General features: G+C 60.4%; 13 protein-coding genes. 1 reads left to right on the top strand and 12 read right to left on the bottom strand.

From position 1 onward, the window contains the following. Positions 1 to 405: 405 nt before the first annotated feature. The 11 genes from tyrS to argC all read right to left on the bottom strand — a co-directional run bounded on the left by tyrS (position 406) and on the right by argC (position 14,987). A complete protein-coding gene (gene tyrS / locus AC04P6_RS03095; protein WP_475565128.1) occupies positions 406 to 1,617 on the bottom strand; it encodes a tyrosine--tRNA ligase in 1,212 nt (403 codons plus the stop codon). 44 nt (positions 1,618 to 1,661) lie between these two features. Next, complete coding sequence (locus AC04P6_RS03090) at positions 1,662 to 4,127, bottom strand: U32 family peptidase (RefSeq protein WP_475565127.1); 2,466 nt, start codon at positions 4,125 to 4,127, stop codon at positions 1,662 to 1,664. Further along, positions 4,120 to 4,641: a hypothetical protein gene (locus AC04P6_RS03085; protein WP_475565126.1), complete on the bottom strand. Its 522-nt coding sequence runs from the start codon at positions 4,639 to 4,641 to the stop codon at positions 4,120 to 4,122. The genes AC04P6_RS03090 and AC04P6_RS03085 overlap by 8 nt, the downstream gene beginning before the upstream one ends. Positions 4,642 to 4,661: 20 nt before the next feature. Further along, a complete protein-coding gene (locus AC04P6_RS03080; RefSeq protein ID WP_475565125.1) occupies positions 4,662 to 6,809 on the bottom strand; it encodes a transglycosylase domain-containing protein in 2,148 nt (715 codons plus the stop codon). A gap of 151 nt (positions 6,810 to 6,960) precedes the next feature. After that, complete coding sequence (argH, locus tag AC04P6_RS03075) at positions 6,961 to 8,352, bottom strand: argininosuccinate lyase (protein WP_475565124.1); 1,392 nt, start codon at positions 8,350 to 8,352, stop codon at positions 6,961 to 6,963. 117 nt (positions 8,353 to 8,469) lie between these two features. Further along, on the bottom strand, positions 8,470 to 9,729 hold the full coding sequence (locus AC04P6_RS03070; RefSeq protein ID WP_475565123.1) for an argininosuccinate synthase: 1,260 nt from the start codon (positions 9,727 to 9,729) through the stop codon (positions 8,470 to 8,472). 161 nt (positions 9,730 to 9,890) lie between these two features. After that, positions 9,891 to 10,319 carry an arginine repressor gene (locus AC04P6_RS03065; protein WP_475565122.1) on the bottom strand — a complete coding sequence of 143 codons (429 nt, stop codon included), beginning with the start codon at positions 10,317 to 10,319 and terminating at the stop codon, positions 9,891 to 9,893. A 141-nt stretch (positions 10,320 to 10,460) separates the two neighbouring features. Further along, the gene (locus AC04P6_RS03060) at positions 10,461 to 11,687 is read right to left on the bottom strand and encodes an aspartate aminotransferase family protein (RefSeq protein WP_475565121.1); all 1,227 of its coding nucleotides are present in this window, start codon (positions 11,685 to 11,687) and stop codon (positions 10,461 to 10,463) included. A gap of 21 nt (positions 11,688 to 11,708) precedes the next feature. Then, entirely contained in the window at positions 11,709 to 12,656 is a 948-nt protein-coding gene (argB, locus tag AC04P6_RS03055) for an acetylglutamate kinase (protein WP_475565120.1), read from the bottom strand. Then, complete coding sequence (argJ, locus tag AC04P6_RS03050; protein ID WP_475565119.1) at positions 12,653 to 13,915, bottom strand: bifunctional glutamate N-acetyltransferase/amino-acid acetyltransferase ArgJ; 1,263 nt, start codon at positions 13,913 to 13,915, stop codon at positions 12,653 to 12,655. Before argJ ends, argB begins: the two co-directional genes overlap by 4 nt. A gap of 10 nt (positions 13,916 to 13,925) precedes the next feature. After that, complete coding sequence (argC, locus tag AC04P6_RS03045) at positions 13,926 to 14,987, bottom strand: N-acetyl-gamma-glutamyl-phosphate reductase (protein WP_475565118.1); 1,062 nt, start codon at positions 14,985 to 14,987, stop codon at positions 13,926 to 13,928. Between the two features lie 217 nt (positions 14,988 to 15,204). On the opposite strand from argC, the gene AC04P6_RS03040 reads away from it, so the two are divergent. After that, positions 15,205 to 15,633 (top strand): FKBP-type peptidyl-prolyl cis-trans isomerase, encoded by a 429-nt coding sequence (locus AC04P6_RS03040; RefSeq protein WP_475565117.1) that lies wholly within the window; start codon positions 15,205 to 15,207, stop codon positions 15,631 to 15,633. A gap of 96 nt (positions 15,634 to 15,729) precedes the next feature. Here AC04P6_RS03040 and pheT read toward each other — a convergent pair. Further along, the coding region (gene pheT / locus AC04P6_RS03035) for a phenylalanine--tRNA ligase subunit beta (protein ID WP_475565116.1) at positions 15,730 to 17,368 on the bottom strand (1,639 nt) is incomplete at its 5' end.

Below are 17,368 nucleotides of genomic sequence, written 5' to 3'. Positions count from 1 at the left end.
TTCCTATCGCAGTATCCGGTTTTCAAGGTCCTCCGTGCGGCTCCCGCCGCCTGCCGTTCGAAGTGTTCCGTTCGAAGCGGCGAAGAATTACTTTACGCTTTCCAGTGGAGCGTGTCAAGAACTTTTTTCGAAATATTTTTTTCGAACTTCGTTCCGTCGGCGCCGGCCGCTGGATGGGCCCATCGGGCCCGCGGAAGCAACTCCCCGCTGCAAATGCAGCTTGTGCATAGTACCTCCGGCGGCCGGGCGCTTCAAGGGCATTTGGAATGCTCCACAAACCACCCACAGACGGGGGCTCATGTTGGGGGTTTTACAGTGCGCCACAATATACAGGCACTTATAAAGCAAGAGCCGGGCGACTGAACCCGGCTCTTGAACGATGTATATGGAAGCGCACGTATTCGCTTATACAAGCTTGACGAAATGCCTCTTGCCTACCTGGATAACGGCATCCTTCAGCATATCGGGCTCGACGTTATACGACTTCGCGGCAAGCGCCTTGCCGTTGACCTTAACGCCACCACCATCGATGAGACGACGGGCCTCGCCCGCGCTCTTCGCCAGGCCAGCATCGGCGAGAAGCTTCGCCAGGTACACCAGGCCCTCGTCGTTCGGGGTGAGGTCGGCTGCGAACTCGGGGATATCCTCGGGCACGGCATGCTCTTTGAACACGCGGTCGAACTCGGCCTCGGCGGCCACGGCAGCTTCTTCGCCATGGTATGCGGCAACGATGTTGCGAGCCAGCGCACGCTTTACCTTATTGGGATGAAGCGAATCGGAAGCCAGGCCGGCCTCGATCTCGTCGATTTCATCGACGCTCGCCGTGGAGGCGAGGCGATAGTACTTCACGATCATCTCGTCGGGAATGCTCATGACCTTGCCGAACATATCGGGAGCAGCATCGGTGAGGCCGATGTAGTTGCCGTAGCTCTTCGACATCTTACGCACGCCATCGGTGCCTTCCAGCAGCGGGAGCGTGAGGCAGACCTGCGGTTCCATGCCCATCTTTTCCATGAGCTCACGGCCGGCAAGCAAATTGAACAGCTGGTCGGTGCCGCCAAGTTCAACGTCGGCCTTGATGACCACGGAGTCGTACGCCTGCATGATGGGATACAGGAACTCGTGCACGCCAATGGACAGGTTGTTGGTGTAGCGCTTGTGGAAGTCATCGCGTTCGAGGATGCGCGCCACGGTGAACTGGCCCGTTACCTTGAGGATGTCCTCGAGGTTCATTTTGAGGAGCCAGTCGGCGTTATGAACGAGCGTGGTCTTCTCGGGGTCGAGAATCTTGAACGCCTGATCGATATACGTCTGGGCGTTCGCCGCGACCTGCTCGGGCGTGAGCTGCGGACGCGTGCTATTCCTGCCAGAAGGGTCGCCAATGAGGGCAGTGCCGTCGCCGATGATGAGCGTCACGCGGTGACCCAGGTCCTGAAATGCGCGAAGCTTGCGAAGGGGAACCGCATGACCGATGTGAATATCGGGAGCGGTGGGGTCGACGCCCAGCTTCACGTTCAGGGGCACGCCGCGCTTCAGCTTCTCGAGCAGTAGCTCGGAAGGCACGATCTCGGCCACGCCGGATTGGATGATTCGCAATTGTTCTTCCGCAGATAGCATCAAATAGCCTTTCACTTACTAGTTAGCGATGCATTGTAGCATAGTTACGAAATGCCCCTAAACAGGTGCCCCGAGGTGGTATCGGGCGTTTTCCCTACGGCGTTTCCGCTCTTCAGGGCAATATCGCGCGCACGTACGGCACGCGCCGTGGCCTTCGTGGTCTCCTCGACGTTCATCATAGTCGCATCGACCATGAACGCACCCACGCCCGCGGCGATAAGGTCGGGCGCTACATGCAGAATGTCGAGAGGCACGGCATTGTAGATATGGCTGCGGCCCGTGCAATCGGTGACGACGGGCATCTCGAAGCCCTTGCGGTCCTTCAGGAAGTGCGGGCTCTTCCTGCGCGGACAGGCCGAGCAATCACGGTTGCAGCGAGCCTGGCTCATGAGCATGCAGTGCTCGGTAACCATGAGCTCGGTTGCGCCGCTAACGAAGAGACCGAGTTCGACGTCGGTTTCGTCGGCAATCTGCTGAATCTGGCCAAGCGTAATTTCCGGGGAAAGCCACACGCGTTCGGCGCCCATCTGCGCCAACGCCATGGCGGCAAGAGGGTTCGCCACGGGAACATGCGGGCCAACTTCCACATGCGCGCCCATCTTGCGCGCACGCACGAGCTGGCTGAGGTTTTCCACGAACACGGGCTTGTCGGCCTTCACGTATTTCCAGGAATCGAAGCCCAGACGCTCTTCGCGCGTGCCCTTCAGCGGGTCGTGGTCGACCACGGGAAGCGCGATGATGGCCTGCTTGGGATAGCCCGTCTGCGCGACGGTTCCCGAAATCTGGCCAGCCACCAGCGATTCCCCGCGCTTGTAGTTAACGGCGGGAACGTAAATCGCATCGGCACCAGCGCGCTTCGCGGCGCGTGCGCATGCGGCATTCGTCGCCCAAACGGCGACCTGGCACGAGTTGCGACGCGCGCGGCGGGCAACGGCCGGCTTCGCGGGAGCGCGATGCAGCGTACGGGCGCGGTACTCGGAAAGAAGCGCTTCTTCCAGCTGCTCGGAGGCGGAGGCGCGAAGCTTGTGAATTTGCGAGAAGCCCATGCCGATGCCCTCGTCGAGCTCGACCTCGAGCGAGGCAAGCTCGAAGGGCGTGTTGCCGAAGCGATCGATATGGTCGCGTACGTCGTCTTCGGTGATGGACTTCGTGCGAGCAGCCTCGGCGACGGGACCCTCTACGCGCACCGATGCTCCCGACGGGGCGACGAGCGAGAAGACGACGGGCTGGCCGAGGCGAATGGCGACCGAGCCGGTAACGGGAACCTTGGGCTCGAACGGCACGTCAACGAACTGGGCCTCCGCGTTGCGCACGCGGAACACGCGGTCGCCCTTCCCCACGCGACGATCGAGCGCGAAACGCACTCCCCCACGAGCGGTTTCCAGATGAGCAACCGTATGAGCGAAATGACCGCGATTCGTCCAGAACTCCAAGACGTCGCCCTCATGAATCTCTTCCTCGGGGTCGATGACAACCCATCCATCATGAACGGCAGAAACGCGACCGGCGAACACGCCCCTGTTGTTGGGACGGCCATAGCTCATCATTTCGGAGTCGTCTTCCCCAACGAGATAGCCCTCGGTGAAGCCGCGGCTGAATGCCTCTTCGAGAACGCGCATTTCCTCGGGCGTTGCGCGAACTTCGCTCGGAATGTCGGCGTCTTCGCCTTCGGCAGCGCCGCTTTCGATCCACGCGAGAACGCGGTCGAGTACGGCGCGATACACGCCCACGACCGAGGAAACGTACTCGGGGGACTTCATGCGGCCCTCGATTTTCAGCGAGGAAACGCCGCAAAGCGCAAGCTCGGCGAGCTTGTTGACCAGGCAGAGGTCTTTCGGGGAAAGGAGATGGTCGCCCGGAGAGGGAAGGTCCTTGCGCACCGCCGCATTACGCAGCTGGTACGGAAGGCGGCAAGCCTGGGCGCACATGCCGCGATTGGCGGAGCGACCGCCAATGAGCGAGGACATGAGGCACTGGCCCGAATAGCAGATGCAGAGTGCACCATGCGCGAAGATCTCGACTTCCAGATTGCGCGCAGTTGCCTCGGCGCATATGTTCGCCACTTCGGAAAGCGCCATTTCGCGCGCAAGCGTGACGCGAGAAGCGCCCAGCTCGACTGCGGCATCGAGGCCGGCGACGTTATGCGTGTTCATCTGCGTCGAGATGTGAATCTCGGCTTCGGGAAGCGTGCGATGCACTTCGGAAGCCAAGCCCACGTCCTGCATGATGAAGCCGTCGACGCCGCGCCTATACGCCTGCCGCACCAATTCGAGGGCTGCCTCGCGTTCGCCAGGCAGAATGACGGTGTTAACCGTAAGGTAGATGCGACGGTTGCGCACATGCGCGTAGTCGCACGCCTCGGCAAGCGTGTCCAGCGTGAAGTTGTCGGCACCCCGTCGGGCGTTGAAACGATCGGCCCCCAGATAGACGGCATCTGCCCCCGCGCGGATAGCCGCGTGGAGGCAGACCATGTTACCTGCAGGAGCGAGAAGCTCGAGCTTGTTATTCATTGGATTCGGAATCATCCCCATTGCTGATTGAGACTATCTTTTCATCGGCGGCTTTCAGCTTGTCCATGGCATCGTTGTATTCGGTCTGAACGCTGGAAAGACGCTCCTCGTACGTTGCGGAATCGACGGTGCCAGCCGCGACATCGGTATAGAGCGAGACGTACGATTCGAGTGCGCTATCGAGGGAGCAGAGCGCGTCGACGTATTCGTCTTTCGCGGGCTGCAGCCTGGAAGAGCAATCGGTGTTCTTCACGCTATCGATGAGCTTGTCGACAGAGGAAAGCTGGGCCTTCATGGTGACGGCGTCTTGCTTGGCCACCGCATCCTGGAATGCGACCAGGTCTTCCTGAATTTCGGTTACCTGCTGGTTGAGCGTGGCCATGTACTGGCGATTCTGCTCGGCCTCGCTAGGAGCGGAGGAGGCGGGCTGCGAGACGCAGCCGGTTACCGCCAAGGAGAATGCGACGGCGCAGGCAACGGCCGCCACGCGAATAGTGCTAGATACACGGTTCATGTCTGTCCTTACATTGCGCATTAATCGGATGAGCCTTCTGAGCTCGATGAGTTACCAGTTCCCGATTGTGAACTATCACCCGTAGTGCCCGTTGAGGAATTCGTCGATGTTGACGAACTATTACTCGTTGATGAGCTGCTGGAACTCGAGGAATTCGAACGGGAGGAGTTCGTCGAGCCAGTAGTGGACTCGGTCGTCGTGGAAGACGAGGTCGACGAATTGTTCGACGGCTTGTTCTCGTCGTCGTCCGAGTTGGAAGCCGAGGAAGCCCCCAGCGCCTCCTTCTCATCGGACGTGAGCGTGCGGTACTTCGGGTTGCTCGCGCTGTTCATGGTGAACTTCTCGACATCGTTCTTCGAAATGAGCTGGTTCAAGAACGCGCTGAACACGCTCGTAGCGCTGTACGAAGAGCTCATCTGGCGTTCTTCGCGCGCGCCAAGCCAGATGGCCACGGAGTACTGGGGCGTGATGCCGCAGAACCAACTATCGCGCCAATTCTGGCTGGTACCCGTCTTGCCTGCGACCGTCTGGCCGGAGGAAAGGGCCGCCGCGGTACCCGTGCCGTTCGTGACAACGCCTTCCATGACCTTTTCGGTGGCATGCGCGACCTCTTCGGAAATGACGCGCTTGCCCGTGGTGTCGGCCTGGAAGATGACATCGCCATCGGCGTCGGTGATCTTCTCGATTGCCACCGCGTCGCGCTGGATGCCGCCCGATGCGATGGTGGCGTAGGCGCCGGCCATTTCGCGTACGGTTACGCCCTGCGAGCCAAGAGTAATGGAAGGCACGTTCTCGAGGTCGGTTTCGATGCCCAGACGCGTGGCCATTTCCGCAACCTTTTCGGGGCCGAGCATGACGCAAAGACGCGCGAAGCCCGTGTTCGAGGAAATGGCGAAGGCGCTTTCGATCGTACGCGTGCCGTACGATGCGCCATCGTAGTTTTCAACCGTCCACTTGTCGAGCGTGATAGGCGACGAGCAATTCACGTACGTACTGGGGTCGATGCCGTTTTCGATAGCTGCCGCCAGCGTGAACGTCTTGAAGGCGGAACCAGGCTGGCGCGTACTCTGCGTAGCCAGGTTGTACTCGTTCTGGTTGTAGTCTTTGCCACCAACGAGTGCCTTGATGAAGCCCGTATCGGGATCGACCGCCACGAGCGCGACCTCGAGGTCGTCGTCGACTGCCGCTTCCTTCTGGGCGCACGCCTCTTCAGCAGCTTCCTGCGCCGTCACGTCGAGCGTGGTGTAGACGGTAAGACCGCCCTTGAACACCTCGGCCTCGGAGTAATCCTCGAGCAGCGTCTGACGCACGTAGCTCGTAAAATACGGGTATGCGTAAATGCCGTCGTCGGATTCCGTTTCCGATACGTTCAAGCCCAGCGGCTCGTTCACTGCTTCGTCGTATTGGGCCTGCGTGATGTAGCCATTCGTGAGCATGCGGTTCAGAACCGTGTTGCGTCGCGACAGGGCGTTATCGGGGTAATTGATGGGGTTGTTGTACGTAGGCGACTGGGGGATGCCCACCAGCAGCGCCGCCTGCGCGAGCGTGAGCTCGTTGGCGCTCACCGAGAAGTACTTCTTCGCAGCGGCTTCGATGCCGTACGCGCCCGAACCGTAGTTAACGGTGTTCAGGTACATGAGAAGGATATCGTCCTTCGAGTACATCTCTTCGAGCTTCAGCGCGATATATGCCTCGCGAACCTTACGCTTGATGGTCTGCTCGCTTGCCTCGTCGGCCAGAACGGTATTGCGCACGAACTGCTGCGTGAGCGTGGAGGCGCCTTCGGTGGAGCCGCCGAACAGGTTGTTCGCGAATGCACGACCGATGCCCATCAAGTCGATGCCGCTATGCTCGTAGAAGCGAACGTCCTCGGTGGCAACCGTGCCGTTGCGCACGAACTCGCTAATGTCGTTCAAGCTGCTGAGAGGCTCCCTGTTTTCCACGTAGAACTCCGCGAGGAGCGTGGTTCCATCAGACGCGTACACACGCGTTTTCTGGGAGTAGTTGTATGCAGAAGAGTCGGAGTAATCCGGAAGATCTTCCAGCCACGATTCGGCTGCGGAATAGACGCCGATGCCGCCAAGCACGACAAGCGCGAAGAGCGCACAGAGAACGAACAGAAGCGGCGTGTACCTACGTTTGTTCCTCGTACCGAGGCGTTTTTTCATTGCACGTGAGCCCATGTATCCTCCTGGTAAGCTGGCGCTATTCTACCATCTGCGTTTAGGAGCACGTGAAAGTACACAAGTTTACGTCAAGAGAAACACGATGGGCGCCCCGCGAAGAAACCGCAGAGCGCCCCATTCACGACGTATGAGATTACTGGATGCGCGCCTCGTCTTCGCGCATCGTCTGGTCGACGGCCACCATCTGCACCGCAATGGCCTCGGCAGATGTTCCGCCCTCGGTGGTGCGGGCGTTCACGATGCTGGGAAGGTCGAGCTGTTCGGTGATATCGGCCTCGAACAGCGGGCTTTCCGCCTTGAAGTCTTCGAGCGAAAGGTCGTCGAGCTGGCACCCGCGCTTCTCGCATAGAAGCACCAGGTGGCCAACGACGGCATGAGCCTCGCGGAACGGCAAGCCCTTCTTCGCAAGGTAGTCGGCCACGTCGGTGGCCGCCATATGCCCCTTACGCGCAGAGGCCATCATCGCATCGGGATGGATTTGCATCGTTTCGATCATGCCAGACATGCAGCGCATGGAGTCGCACACGGTATCGAACGCGTCGATCGCACCCTCCTTGTCTTCCTGCATATCCTTGTTATACGCGAGGGGAAGGCCCTTCATGACCACGAGCAGCGACATGAGATCGCCGATGACGCGGCCCGACTTGCCGCGAATGAGCTCCGCGAAATCGGGGTTCTTCTTCTGCGGCATGATCGACGAACCCGTGGAATAGGAATCGGAGAGCGTGATGAAGCCAAATTCCTGGGTGGACCACAGGATGATTTCCTCGGCCAGACGCGAGAGGTGAATCATCGTCACGCTGCACGCGTACTGCAGGTCGAGCAGAAAGTCGCGATTGGAAACCGCGTCAAGCGAGTTGGGCGTGACCTGGGAGAACCCAAGCTCCTTCGCCGTCATGCGACGATCGAGCGGATAGGTGGTTCCCGCCAGGGCGGCCGAGCCGAGCGGATTGACATCCGCCGCCTCCAGAGCCGCGGCGATGCGTCCGAAGTCGCGCTGGAACATCCAGTAATACGCAAGCATATGGTGCGCGAAGAGCACGGGCTGAGCATGCTGCATATGAGTGTAACCAGGCATGACCACATCGGAATGCGCCTTCGCCTGAGCGACCAGCGCCTTGCGAAGCGCCAGGTTGCCCTTCATGAGCTCGATGCAGAATTCCTTGGCCAGAAGACGCGCGTCGGTGATGGTCTGGTCGTTGCGGCTGCGGCCCGTGTGCAGACGGGCGCCAGCGCTGCCGATGCGACGCGTGAGCTCGCCTTCGATTGCCATATGAATGTCCTCGTCGTTGATGTCGAAGACGAAATTGCCCGCCTCGATATCAGCGAGGATGCCCGCCAAACCAGCATCGATTTCCTGAGCGTCCTGCTCGCTGATGACGCCCGTTGCCGCGAGCATCTTCGCGTGAGCGCGGCTACCCGCAATGTCCTGCGCGTACATGCGCTTGTCGACGGGAAGCGACGCGCCGAAGCGCTGCGGGAAATCGTCTACGCCCTCTTCGAATCTGCCTGACCAAAGTGCCATGTAACTACCTTTTCTCGTATCTATACGCCTACGGGGCGGCGGTGAGTTTGCGAACCGCCGCGCGATGCGACTGCGGCCGCATGAAGCCACATCGCATTCGCAAGGCCGAATAGTCGTTTAATCCTCGTCGATGATATGGGGCTGGCATACGCTCGTGGCATCGTGCAGCGCGCCCATTTTAGCCCTATTGGCAGCCCAGTTCCTGGCAGAGAGACCATTGATCTCGATAAAGCCAGCAGCCGCCTTGTGGTTGAACGTATCACCTTCGGAATACGTTGCGAGCGAGGGGTTGTACAGCGAGAAATCGCTCTTGCGGCCGACAACCGTGCAGTTGCCCTTGTAGAACTTCAGCTTCACGGTACCGGTGACGCACTGCTGGGTGTTCGCCATGAATGCGTCGATGGCCTGCTTCAAGGGGCCGAACCATTCGCCGTAGTACACCGCGACAGCCCACTTCTGCTCGAGGTCGAGCTTGGCATGGAGCACTTCGCGTTCGAGGCAGAGGTCCTCGAGGCCCTTGTGCGCGAGGATAAGAGCCAGTGCCGCGGGGCACTCATACACTTCCCTGCTCTTCAGGCCCACGAGCCTGTTTTCAACCATGTCGATGCGGCCGTAGCCATTCCGGCCAGCGATTTCGTTCATCTCGATGATGATGTCCTTCATGGACATGGCCTTGCCGTCGATAGCCACGGGAACGCCCTGCTCGAAGTCGATTTCAACGTACTCGGGAGCATCGGGGGCCTGCTGCGGGTCGACCGTCATGGTGTAGATGTCGGCAGGGGGCTCCTCCCAGGGATCCTCGAGGATGCCGCACTCGATGGCGCGACCGAACAGGTTATCGTCGATGGAATACGGGGACGCCTTGGTAGTGGGAACTTCCACGCCGTGCGCGGCAGCCCATTCCATTTCCTGGGGCCTCGTGTTGAATTCCCAATCCCTTACCGGGGCGAGGATGGTGAGCGTGGGGTCGAGCATGGCGATGCTGTTCTCGAAGCGCACCTGGTCGTTGCCCTTGCCGGTGCAGCCATGGGCCACGTACTTCGCACCGTAGGTGTGGGCGGCTTCTACCAGATACTTCGCAATTGCGGGCCTGGACAGGGCCGATACGAGCGGATACTTGTTCTCGTACATGGCATTCGCGGCCAGGGCCTTCGTGAGGAAGTTATCGGCGAAGTCGTCCCGCATGTCGGCGACGATGCAGTCGATGGCGCCCATGCGAAGGGCCTTGGCCTTCACCTTCTCCAGGCCGTCATGCTCCTGGCCGACCTCGCCGACAACGGCGATGACGTCAAGGTTCATGGCAACCTGAAGCCACTTGATGCAGCAAGAGGTGTCGAGGCCGCCAGAGTACGCGAGGATTACCTTTTCCTTGGTCATGATACAGATCCTTCCGCAGCTATCGCTGCTATATGCAGATTTTTGAATACAGATTGGTCGTTACCTGGGTATACGGGTAGCGAAAGTGCATAGAAGGCAGCGATATGCCTATGGCTATACAGGGATGGAGGCGGGCTTTCTGCCCAAACAGAAGTAGACGACTAACGTCGTCGGAGGCCGTCGAGCTCGGCCTTGATGTTCAGAGCATCTTCAGGCGTACGAGCCGCGATCATGATGGTGTTGTCGCCCGCAACCGTGCCGAGCGAACCAGTGAGACCAGCGTTGTCGATGGCGCCAGCGACGCCTGCGGCGCCACCAGGGAACGTGCGCACGATGACAAGATAGCCAGCCGTATAGACTTCTTCTACGAGTTCAACAACCATATGCTGGAGACGCATATCTTCGGGGAGAACGTAGAAGCCTTCCTTGGATTTAAGGAGTTCCATATCGGTGATGTCGCGCGAGATCGTAGCCTGCGTGCAGTCATGACCAGCTTCCTGGAGCTTCTCAGCCAAGTCGCGCTGAGTACGAATGTTATTATCGCGAACGATTTCGCGAATAACTTCGTGCCTTTGAGTGCGCTTCTTCATGACTTCCTAATTCACCTAAATGAAATAACAGTTACTATTATCCAAAAATACCAAGCATGTTGCGTTTGCATATGCAGCAAAATGCGTGTTCAAACGCAACATGGAGGTACTTTAGCAGAAAAAAGTGGGGCAAGCCACAGCCTAGCCACAAATCTGCATAATCACGCCCAGTTTTTCCACAAGCGTGTCGATATCCTGCTTCGAACATACCAAAGGAGGCAGAAAACGGAGAGTGTGAGGGCCCGTGGCGTTGAGGAGAAGGCCCTCGTCCAGCCCCTTCGACACCACCGCAGGGGCGGCAAGCGGCTCGGCGAGGTCGCAGGCGACCATGAGGCCCAGACCGCGCACTTCCGTGACCTGGGGAAGTTCGGCAAGCTTCTGACGAAGATACGCGCCCACGGCGGGAACGCTTTCGGTGAAGGAGCCCGCGGCAAGTTCGCTGAGCGTTGCATGGGCGGCGGCCATGGCGAGGTTGCTTCCGCCGAACGTGGAGCCGTGATCGCCCGGAGCAAACGCCTCGGCAATGGAAGCGCGTGCGGCGCAGGCGCCCATGGGGAAGCCGCCGGCAACGCCCTTCGCGATGGAAACGATATCGGGCTGAACGCCAAGCTGCTGGAACGCGAACGGCGTGCCCGTGCGATATACGCCCGTCTGCACCTCATCGGCAATCATGAGCGCGCCCACTTCGCGACAGAGCTCCTGCGCGAGCGCCAGATACTCGGCGCTGCACGGGTGGACGCCACCCTCGCCCTGAATGGGCTCGAACATGAACGCGCATATTTCGGAGCCCAGACGGCCGAACAGAGCGCGCAGGGCATCGGCATCGTTCGGCTTCACGTGCTCGAAGCCGCCCGGCAGAGGCTGGAAGCTTTCCTGTTTCGCGGGCTGCGCAGTAGCGGCGAGCGTTTCCATCGTGCGCCCATGGAAGCTGCCGTCGAGCGTGACGATGGTGATGCCGCCGTTGCCCTTCACGCGCGCATACAGACGCGCGAGCTTCATCATGCACTCGTTCGCCTCGGCGCCGGAATTCGCGAAGAACGTCTTCCACTGCTCGCCCGCAGCGGCCTGGGCGCCAGGCTGGTAATTCAAGGCATCGGAAAGGAGCTTGGCAACCTGACCTCGCTTCTCGATGTAGTAGTAGTTGCTCACGTGCATGAGCGTGGACGCCTGCTGCTGAACGGCCTGCACGATGGCGGGATGACAATGCCCCAGGCTGCACACGCCGATGCCGGCGATGAAGTCGAGGTAATCGTTACCCGCGTCGTCGGTTACGCGCATGCCCTCGCCCGACACCAGGCAGACGGGCTTGCGCGCGAACGTCTGCATCACGTATTCGGATTCGAGCTGCTTCTGCTCTTCAAGAGACATGGGATACTCCTTGGTTCTTGGCTATTGATTGACGGAAAGCTTGGAAGCGAACGTTCCCAGCGGGTGCATTTCCCGTTCGTAGCTTTCCTCTGTTCCGTGAATGACCGTGCCAACGCCCGTGTTGGTGAGCAATTCGAGCAGGAGGGCATGGGGCGTCTTGCCATTGATGACGTGCGCGCGCATCACGCCTGCGTCGAGCGCATTGATGCAGCTGTTCAATTTCGGAATCATGCCCGTATCGATGGAATCGCTCTGGGCCATGCGATACGCCTCGTCGCGCGTCATGTTCGAAATGAGGGAATCGCGATTCGGATAATCGTAGTACACGCCGTCGACGTCGGTGAGGGCGATGAGCTTGTGCGCCCCAATGGCGCCCGCGATGGCACCCGCCGCCACATCGGCGTTTATGTTGTAGTAACCGCCGTCGATGCCCTGCGCGACGCCCGCCACGACGGGAATGTATTCCTTCTCGATGAGCGCGTTCAAGTATTCGACGTTCACCTGGGTAATCTTCCCCACCCTACCGTATTCGGGCGCCAGCTGCTCGGCCATGATGGTGCCACCGTCGCTGCCGGAAACGCCCACGGCCAGGTTGCCATGCTCGTTCAGGTCGCGCACGAGGTTCTGGTTCACTTCGCCCACGAGCACCATGCGAACCACGTCCATGGCCTCGGACGTGGTTACGCGCATCCCGTCCTTGAACTCCACGGGGATGGAATACTGCTCGAATGCCTTGTTGATGGCCTTGCCGCCGCCGTGCACGAGCACGGGATTGAGGCCGATGATCTTCAAAAGGACGATATCGCTCATGACCTTGGCGCGCAGCTCGGGGTTTTCCATGGCGCTACCGCCGTACTTGATGACCACGGTTTTGCCCGTGGCTTCCTTGATCCAGGGAAGCGCCTCGGCAAGCGTTTCCGCATCGGCATGCAGATTGGCACGCAGCTGGGTGTCTTTCGAGAACTTCATGAGCGGTAATCTCCGTTTATCGTGATGTATTCATGCGTGAAATCGCAGGTCCAAACGGTAGTGGATGCGTCGCCCGCGCCCAGATTGACGTCGATGACGATTTCGGGGTCGGCGAAGCGCTCGAGAGCCTCCTCTTCGCTGAACTTCAGCGGAAGCCCCGCCTGGCACACGGGAATGCCCATAATCGAGATGTCGACTTGCTCTTGGCGAAAGACGGCGTTGGTCTTCCCCGCAGCTGCCGCGATGCGACCCCAATTGGCATCGTGGCCGTAAATCGCCGTCTTCACGAGCGGCGAATTCGCGATGGACCGGGCTACCTCATCGGCGTCGGCATCGCTTGCCGCACCCGAAACATTAACCGTGACCAGCTTGGACGCGCCCTCGCCATCGCGTGCCATATCACGCGCAAGCGACGTGCATACGGCCAGGAGCGCGGCGCGAAATTCCTCGAGCGCCTGCGAGCCAAGAGCGAAAGCGCCCATGGAGGACGGCGCCGCCTTCCCGCTTGCGAACAGCAGGCAGGTATCGTTGGTGGACGTATCGGAATCGACCGTGACCTTATTGAACGTATGGTTCACCACATCGAGCAAAACCTCGTGAGCGACCGGGCCGGAAAGGGGGGCATCGGTGGTAATGCAGGAAATCATGGTGGCCATGTTGGGCATGATCATGCCCGAGCCCTTCGCCATGCCGCCAACCGTGATAACCGCCCCCTGCAGTTCGGGAGCAGCGCTTACGTAGCTGACCGCGTATTCCTTCGGATGCGTGTCGGTGGTCATGATGGCAAGCGCCGCATCGTGGCCCGCCTGTGCGGATGACGAGGCGATTTCATGCAGATGAGCTGCATGGTTCTTATACGGCTCGATGGGAAGCTGCACGCCGATGACGCCCGTGGACGCGACGAGCACGTCGTCTTCCGAGCAGCCCACGGCATTCGCAACGATGCGCGCCGACTTGCGCGCGCGGCGTATTCCCTCGGGGCCCGTGGCCGCATTGGCGATGCCGGAGTTGATGACAACGGCGCGCGCCATGCCGTACCCGCGATTCCCCAGGCGCGCCTTGCACACCTGAACGGGCGCCGAACAGAAGACGTTCTGCGTGAACGTGCCCGCCACCACGCAAAGCTCCGTAGATTCGAGCAGCGCCGTATCGAAGCGCTGGGGGTTCTTCCTGAAGCCAGCATGCATGCCCGCCGCGCGGAAGCCAGCAGCGCTAACCACGCCACCGCCTTCGATGGAAGTTAATTCGATTTCGCTCATGACATGCTCCTTATACGGGAAGGGCCATCGCGGAAAGGCCTTCGTCTTCCGGAAGCCCGAATACGATGTTTGCACACTGGATTGCCTGGTCGGCAGCGCCCTTGCCCAGATTGTCGATGGCGCAGGTAACGACAAGAGAACGCGTTTCGGCGCGATAGCCCACGCCAATTTGGGCGTTGTTGGTGCCCACGACGCTACTGGTATGGGGCTGGGCACCCAGAGGCAGAACGCGCACGAAGCGACTTTCCGCATAGAACGACGCGTAGAGCTCGTGGGCCTGCTGAAGCGTGTATTCGCCCACGGACGCATCGACCTGCATGCTGACGGTGGAAAGAATGCCGCGATTCATGGGCACGAGGTGGGGTACGAACATAACGCGGCCCGGGGCCGAAAGAATCTGCTCGATTTCGGGCGTGTGACGATGCGTGCCCACGCCATAGGCTTCCGCGCCTTCGTTCGCGTGGCAGAAGTGGGTACGGCCAGAAGGCTTCTTCCCCGCCCCCGTTACGCCCGACACGGCATGCACGTTGATGACGCCCGCAGCGAGGCCCGCTTGCACGGCGGGATATGCTGCAAGAGAGCTTGCCGTGGGATAGCAGCCAGCGCACGCAACCAGCACCGCTCCGCCCTGCTCGCGGCGATGTGCGACATGCTGAAGCTCGGCCGGGGCAAGCTCGGGAAGACCGAACGCCGCCTGCGCGAGGAGCTGGGGCGACGTATGCTCAACGCCATACCAGCGCTGGTATTCCGCCGCGTCTTTCAGGCGATAGTCGGCCGAAAGGTCGATTACCGTTACGCCTGCCGCGATGAGCTGGGGCGTTACCGCCAGCGAGGCCGTATGGGGAACGGCGAGGAAAACAACGTCGAGCTCGAAGAGACCGGGATCGTCGTGCCGGGAAAAGGCGATGTCGGTTATTCCCGTAAAAGCCGGGTACACGCTTGCAAGAGGCTGCCCCGCATCGGAATCACTCGTTATAATGCTCAGCTGAAATGAAGGATGCTCGATAAGTCGTCGCACGAGCTCGACCCCCGCGTAGCCTGCCGCGCCAACGACGCCAGCCTTTAAAACCATGCTCGTACCTCCTTCATTATGCAAGATTATTATATATTTGCACGATTTTATGCAGTGCAAGGGAATATATCACAAACTCGAGGAGTACTTTTCCTTAGCGAGGAGTATTCACCGAGTATGCGCAAAGCGATGCGTGGCTACCTATGAAGCGAAAAGTACGCTAGACTGAACCCCCATGCGGGAAAGCAACCCGCACCCCAAACAGAAAGGATGCCCCATGAGCAACGAGGGCAAGCGCGTCAAGGCGCACTACGTCGGCACGCTCGACGATGGAACCGAATTCGACTCGAGCGTAAAGCGCGGTGAACCCATCGAGTTCACGTGCATGGCCGGCCAGATGATCCCCGGCTTCGACGCCGCCGTGAAGGACATGGAAGAGGGCGAGACCAAGACCGTCCACATTCCCGCCGACCAGGCCTACGGCGAACGCGACGAGCAGCTGGTCCAGAAGGTTCCCGCCGAGCAGATTCCCAACGCCGACCAGCTTCCCGTTGGCCAGACCGTCTACATGCAGGGCCCTGGTGGCCAGCCCTTCCCCGTGAAGGTCGTTTCCATGGAAGACGGCATCGTGACGTTTGACATGAACCACGAACTCGCAGGCCAGGCTCTGAACTTCGAGATCACCCTCGTGGAGGTCTGCGACTAACGCATATGCGAGGCATTCGCATCGCCCTTGGGCAAAGAATAAGGAGGCGCCACTTTGGCGCCTCCTTTGCTATTCAGCGAACTGAGAGACAGGAGTCTAGCTGCGAACCTCGGCCCCCGTGGCAGCGCAAACCTTCTTCACGAGACGGTTATGCGCCTTCTCGATTTCCTCGCCAGACAGCGTGTGGTCGGCAGCACGATACTCGAGGGCGAATGCCATGGACTTCTTGCCGGCACCCAGGCGCTCCTCGTCGCGGTACACATCGAACAGGTGGGCGCTGCCCAGCAGCTTGCCTCCCGCGCTAGTCATGCACTGCATGAGCTTCTCGCACGTAACGGCTTCGTCGACGACGAACGCCACGTCGATAGAAGCGGGCGGGAACTCGGGAACGGCTTCGGTTTCGCGCTCGAAGCGGGAAACCTTAACGAGCGTCTCGAGATCGAGCTCGAACGCAACGACCGGGGCGTTAGCCTCGAATGCGTCGGCGGCCAAGGGGTGAATCTCGCCAATCCAGCCAACCTGCGCGCCGGCGGCCTGCAGGGAGGCGGCGCGTCCAGGCTGCAGGAACGGAGCCTCGTCCGCGTCAAGCACCTTGAAGCGGGCCTTGGGAAGGGCGAGCTCGCGGATGATGTTCTCGAGAATGCCCTTGCCATCGAAGAAGTCGAAGGGACGCGATTCGACGTTCCAGCCATCAGCCGTCATAGCACCCGCGAGCACGCAGGCGATCTTGGCGCGCTGACGGGGCAGCTTGTGACCCTCGCGGGCCGCGAACACGTTGCCCACCTCGTACAGCTGAATGTTGGCCACGCCGTGGTTCTGGTTGTACGCAACGCTGCGCAGAAGACCCGGAATGAGGCTCTGGCGCATCACCGACTGGTCGGCGTTGATGGGATTGATGAGCTCGACGGCTTCCTCGCCCTCGGCGGGAACCATGCGCAGGCGCTCCATGTCCTGCGGGTTCGCAAACGCATACGTCTGGGTCTCGTTCACGCCACTTGCGCGCATGGTGAGGTGCAGCTTGGCCGTAACCTGCTCTTCCCACGTACGCTTGCCAATGCGGCCGCGTCCGCCGGGAAGCGTGCCGGGGACCTTTTCCATGCCGTACAGGCGAAGGACCTCTTCGTACAGGTCGATCTCGCGCTCGAGGTCGGGGCGGAACGAAGGCACGGCAACCGCGTACGTCTCGCCCTCTTCCAGCGTAACGTCGCAACCAAGGCGCTCGAGGATGTCGACGGCCTCTTCGGCGGGGATTTCCGCGCCCATCATCTGACGGCAACGCGCATGACGATACGTGAGCGTCTTCGCTTCCGTCTGCTCGAGCCACTGATCGACCAGGCCCTCCGACACCTCGCCACCGCATACTTCGGCAATGAGCGCAGCGGCGAAATCGGCATTGCGAGCGATGGTGGTATCGTCGACGCGACGCTCGTAGCGCATGCTCGACTCGCTGATAAGACCCAGGTTGCGGCTCGTGCGGCTCGTGTGCGCCGGGCTGAACGTGGCGGCTTCCAGAAGCACCGTGGTGGTTTCATCGGACACTTCGGTTTCCAGGCCGCCCATGACGCCGGCAAGCGCGATGGCGCGTTCGGGCGTGGCGATGACCGTCATATCCTGCGTGAGCTCGCGCTCTTCGCCATCGAGCGTGGTGAGCTTCTCGCCGTCCTGCGCGGCACGCACGACGATATGGGCCTTGCCATCTGCGGCAACCTTATCGAAGTCGAACGCGTGCAGCGGC

Source organism: Denitrobacterium sp., from assembly GCF_056180635.1.
Note: the sequence above shows the minus strand (reverse complement) of the source record. Positions and strands in the feature narration are given on the sequence as shown.

What these genes read in the sequence shown, in the direction of transcription:
- tyrS (WP_475565128.1), bottom strand. Translation starts at nt 1,617, where the DNA reads ATGCTATCTGCGGAAGAACAATTGCGAATCATCCAATCCGGCGTGGCC.
- AC04P6_RS03090 (WP_475565127.1), bottom strand. Translation starts at nt 4,127, where the DNA reads ATGAATAACAAGCTCGAGCTTCTCGCTCCTGCAGGTAACATGGTCTGC.
- AC04P6_RS03085 (WP_475565126.1), bottom strand. Translation starts at nt 4,641, where the DNA reads ATGAACCGTGTATCTAGCACTATTCGCGTGGCGGCCGTTGCCTGCGCC.
- AC04P6_RS03080 (WP_475565125.1), bottom strand. Translation starts at nt 6,809, where the DNA reads ATGAAAAAACGCCTCGGTACGAGGAACAAACGTAGGTACACGCCGCTT.
- argH (WP_475565124.1), bottom strand. Translation starts at nt 8,352, where the DNA reads ATGGCACTTTGGTCAGGCAGATTCGAAGAGGGCGTAGACGATTTCCCG.
- AC04P6_RS03070 (WP_475565123.1), bottom strand. Translation starts at nt 9,729, where the DNA reads ATGACCAAGGAAAAGGTAATCCTCGCGTACTCTGGCGGCCTCGACACC.
- AC04P6_RS03065 (WP_475565122.1), bottom strand. Translation starts at nt 10,319, where the DNA reads ATGAAGAAGCGCACTCAAAGGCACGAAGTTATTCGCGAAATCGTTCGC.
- AC04P6_RS03060 (WP_475565121.1), bottom strand. Translation starts at nt 11,687, where the DNA reads ATGTCTCTTGAAGAGCAGAAGCAGCTCGAATCCGAATACGTGATGCAG.
- argB (WP_475565120.1), bottom strand. Translation starts at nt 12,656, where the DNA reads ATGAAGTTCTCGAAAGACACCCAGCTGCGTGCCAATCTGCATGCCGAT.
- argJ (WP_475565119.1), bottom strand. Translation starts at nt 13,915, where the DNA reads ATGAGCGAAATCGAATTAACTTCCATCGAAGGCGGTGGCGTGGTTAGC.
- argC (WP_475565118.1), bottom strand. Translation starts at nt 14,987, where the DNA reads ATGGTTTTAAAGGCTGGCGTCGTTGGCGCGGCAGGCTACGCGGGGGTC.
- AC04P6_RS03040 (WP_475565117.1), top strand. Translation starts at nt 15,205, where the DNA reads ATGAGCAACGAGGGCAAGCGCGTCAAGGCGCACTACGTCGGCACGCTC.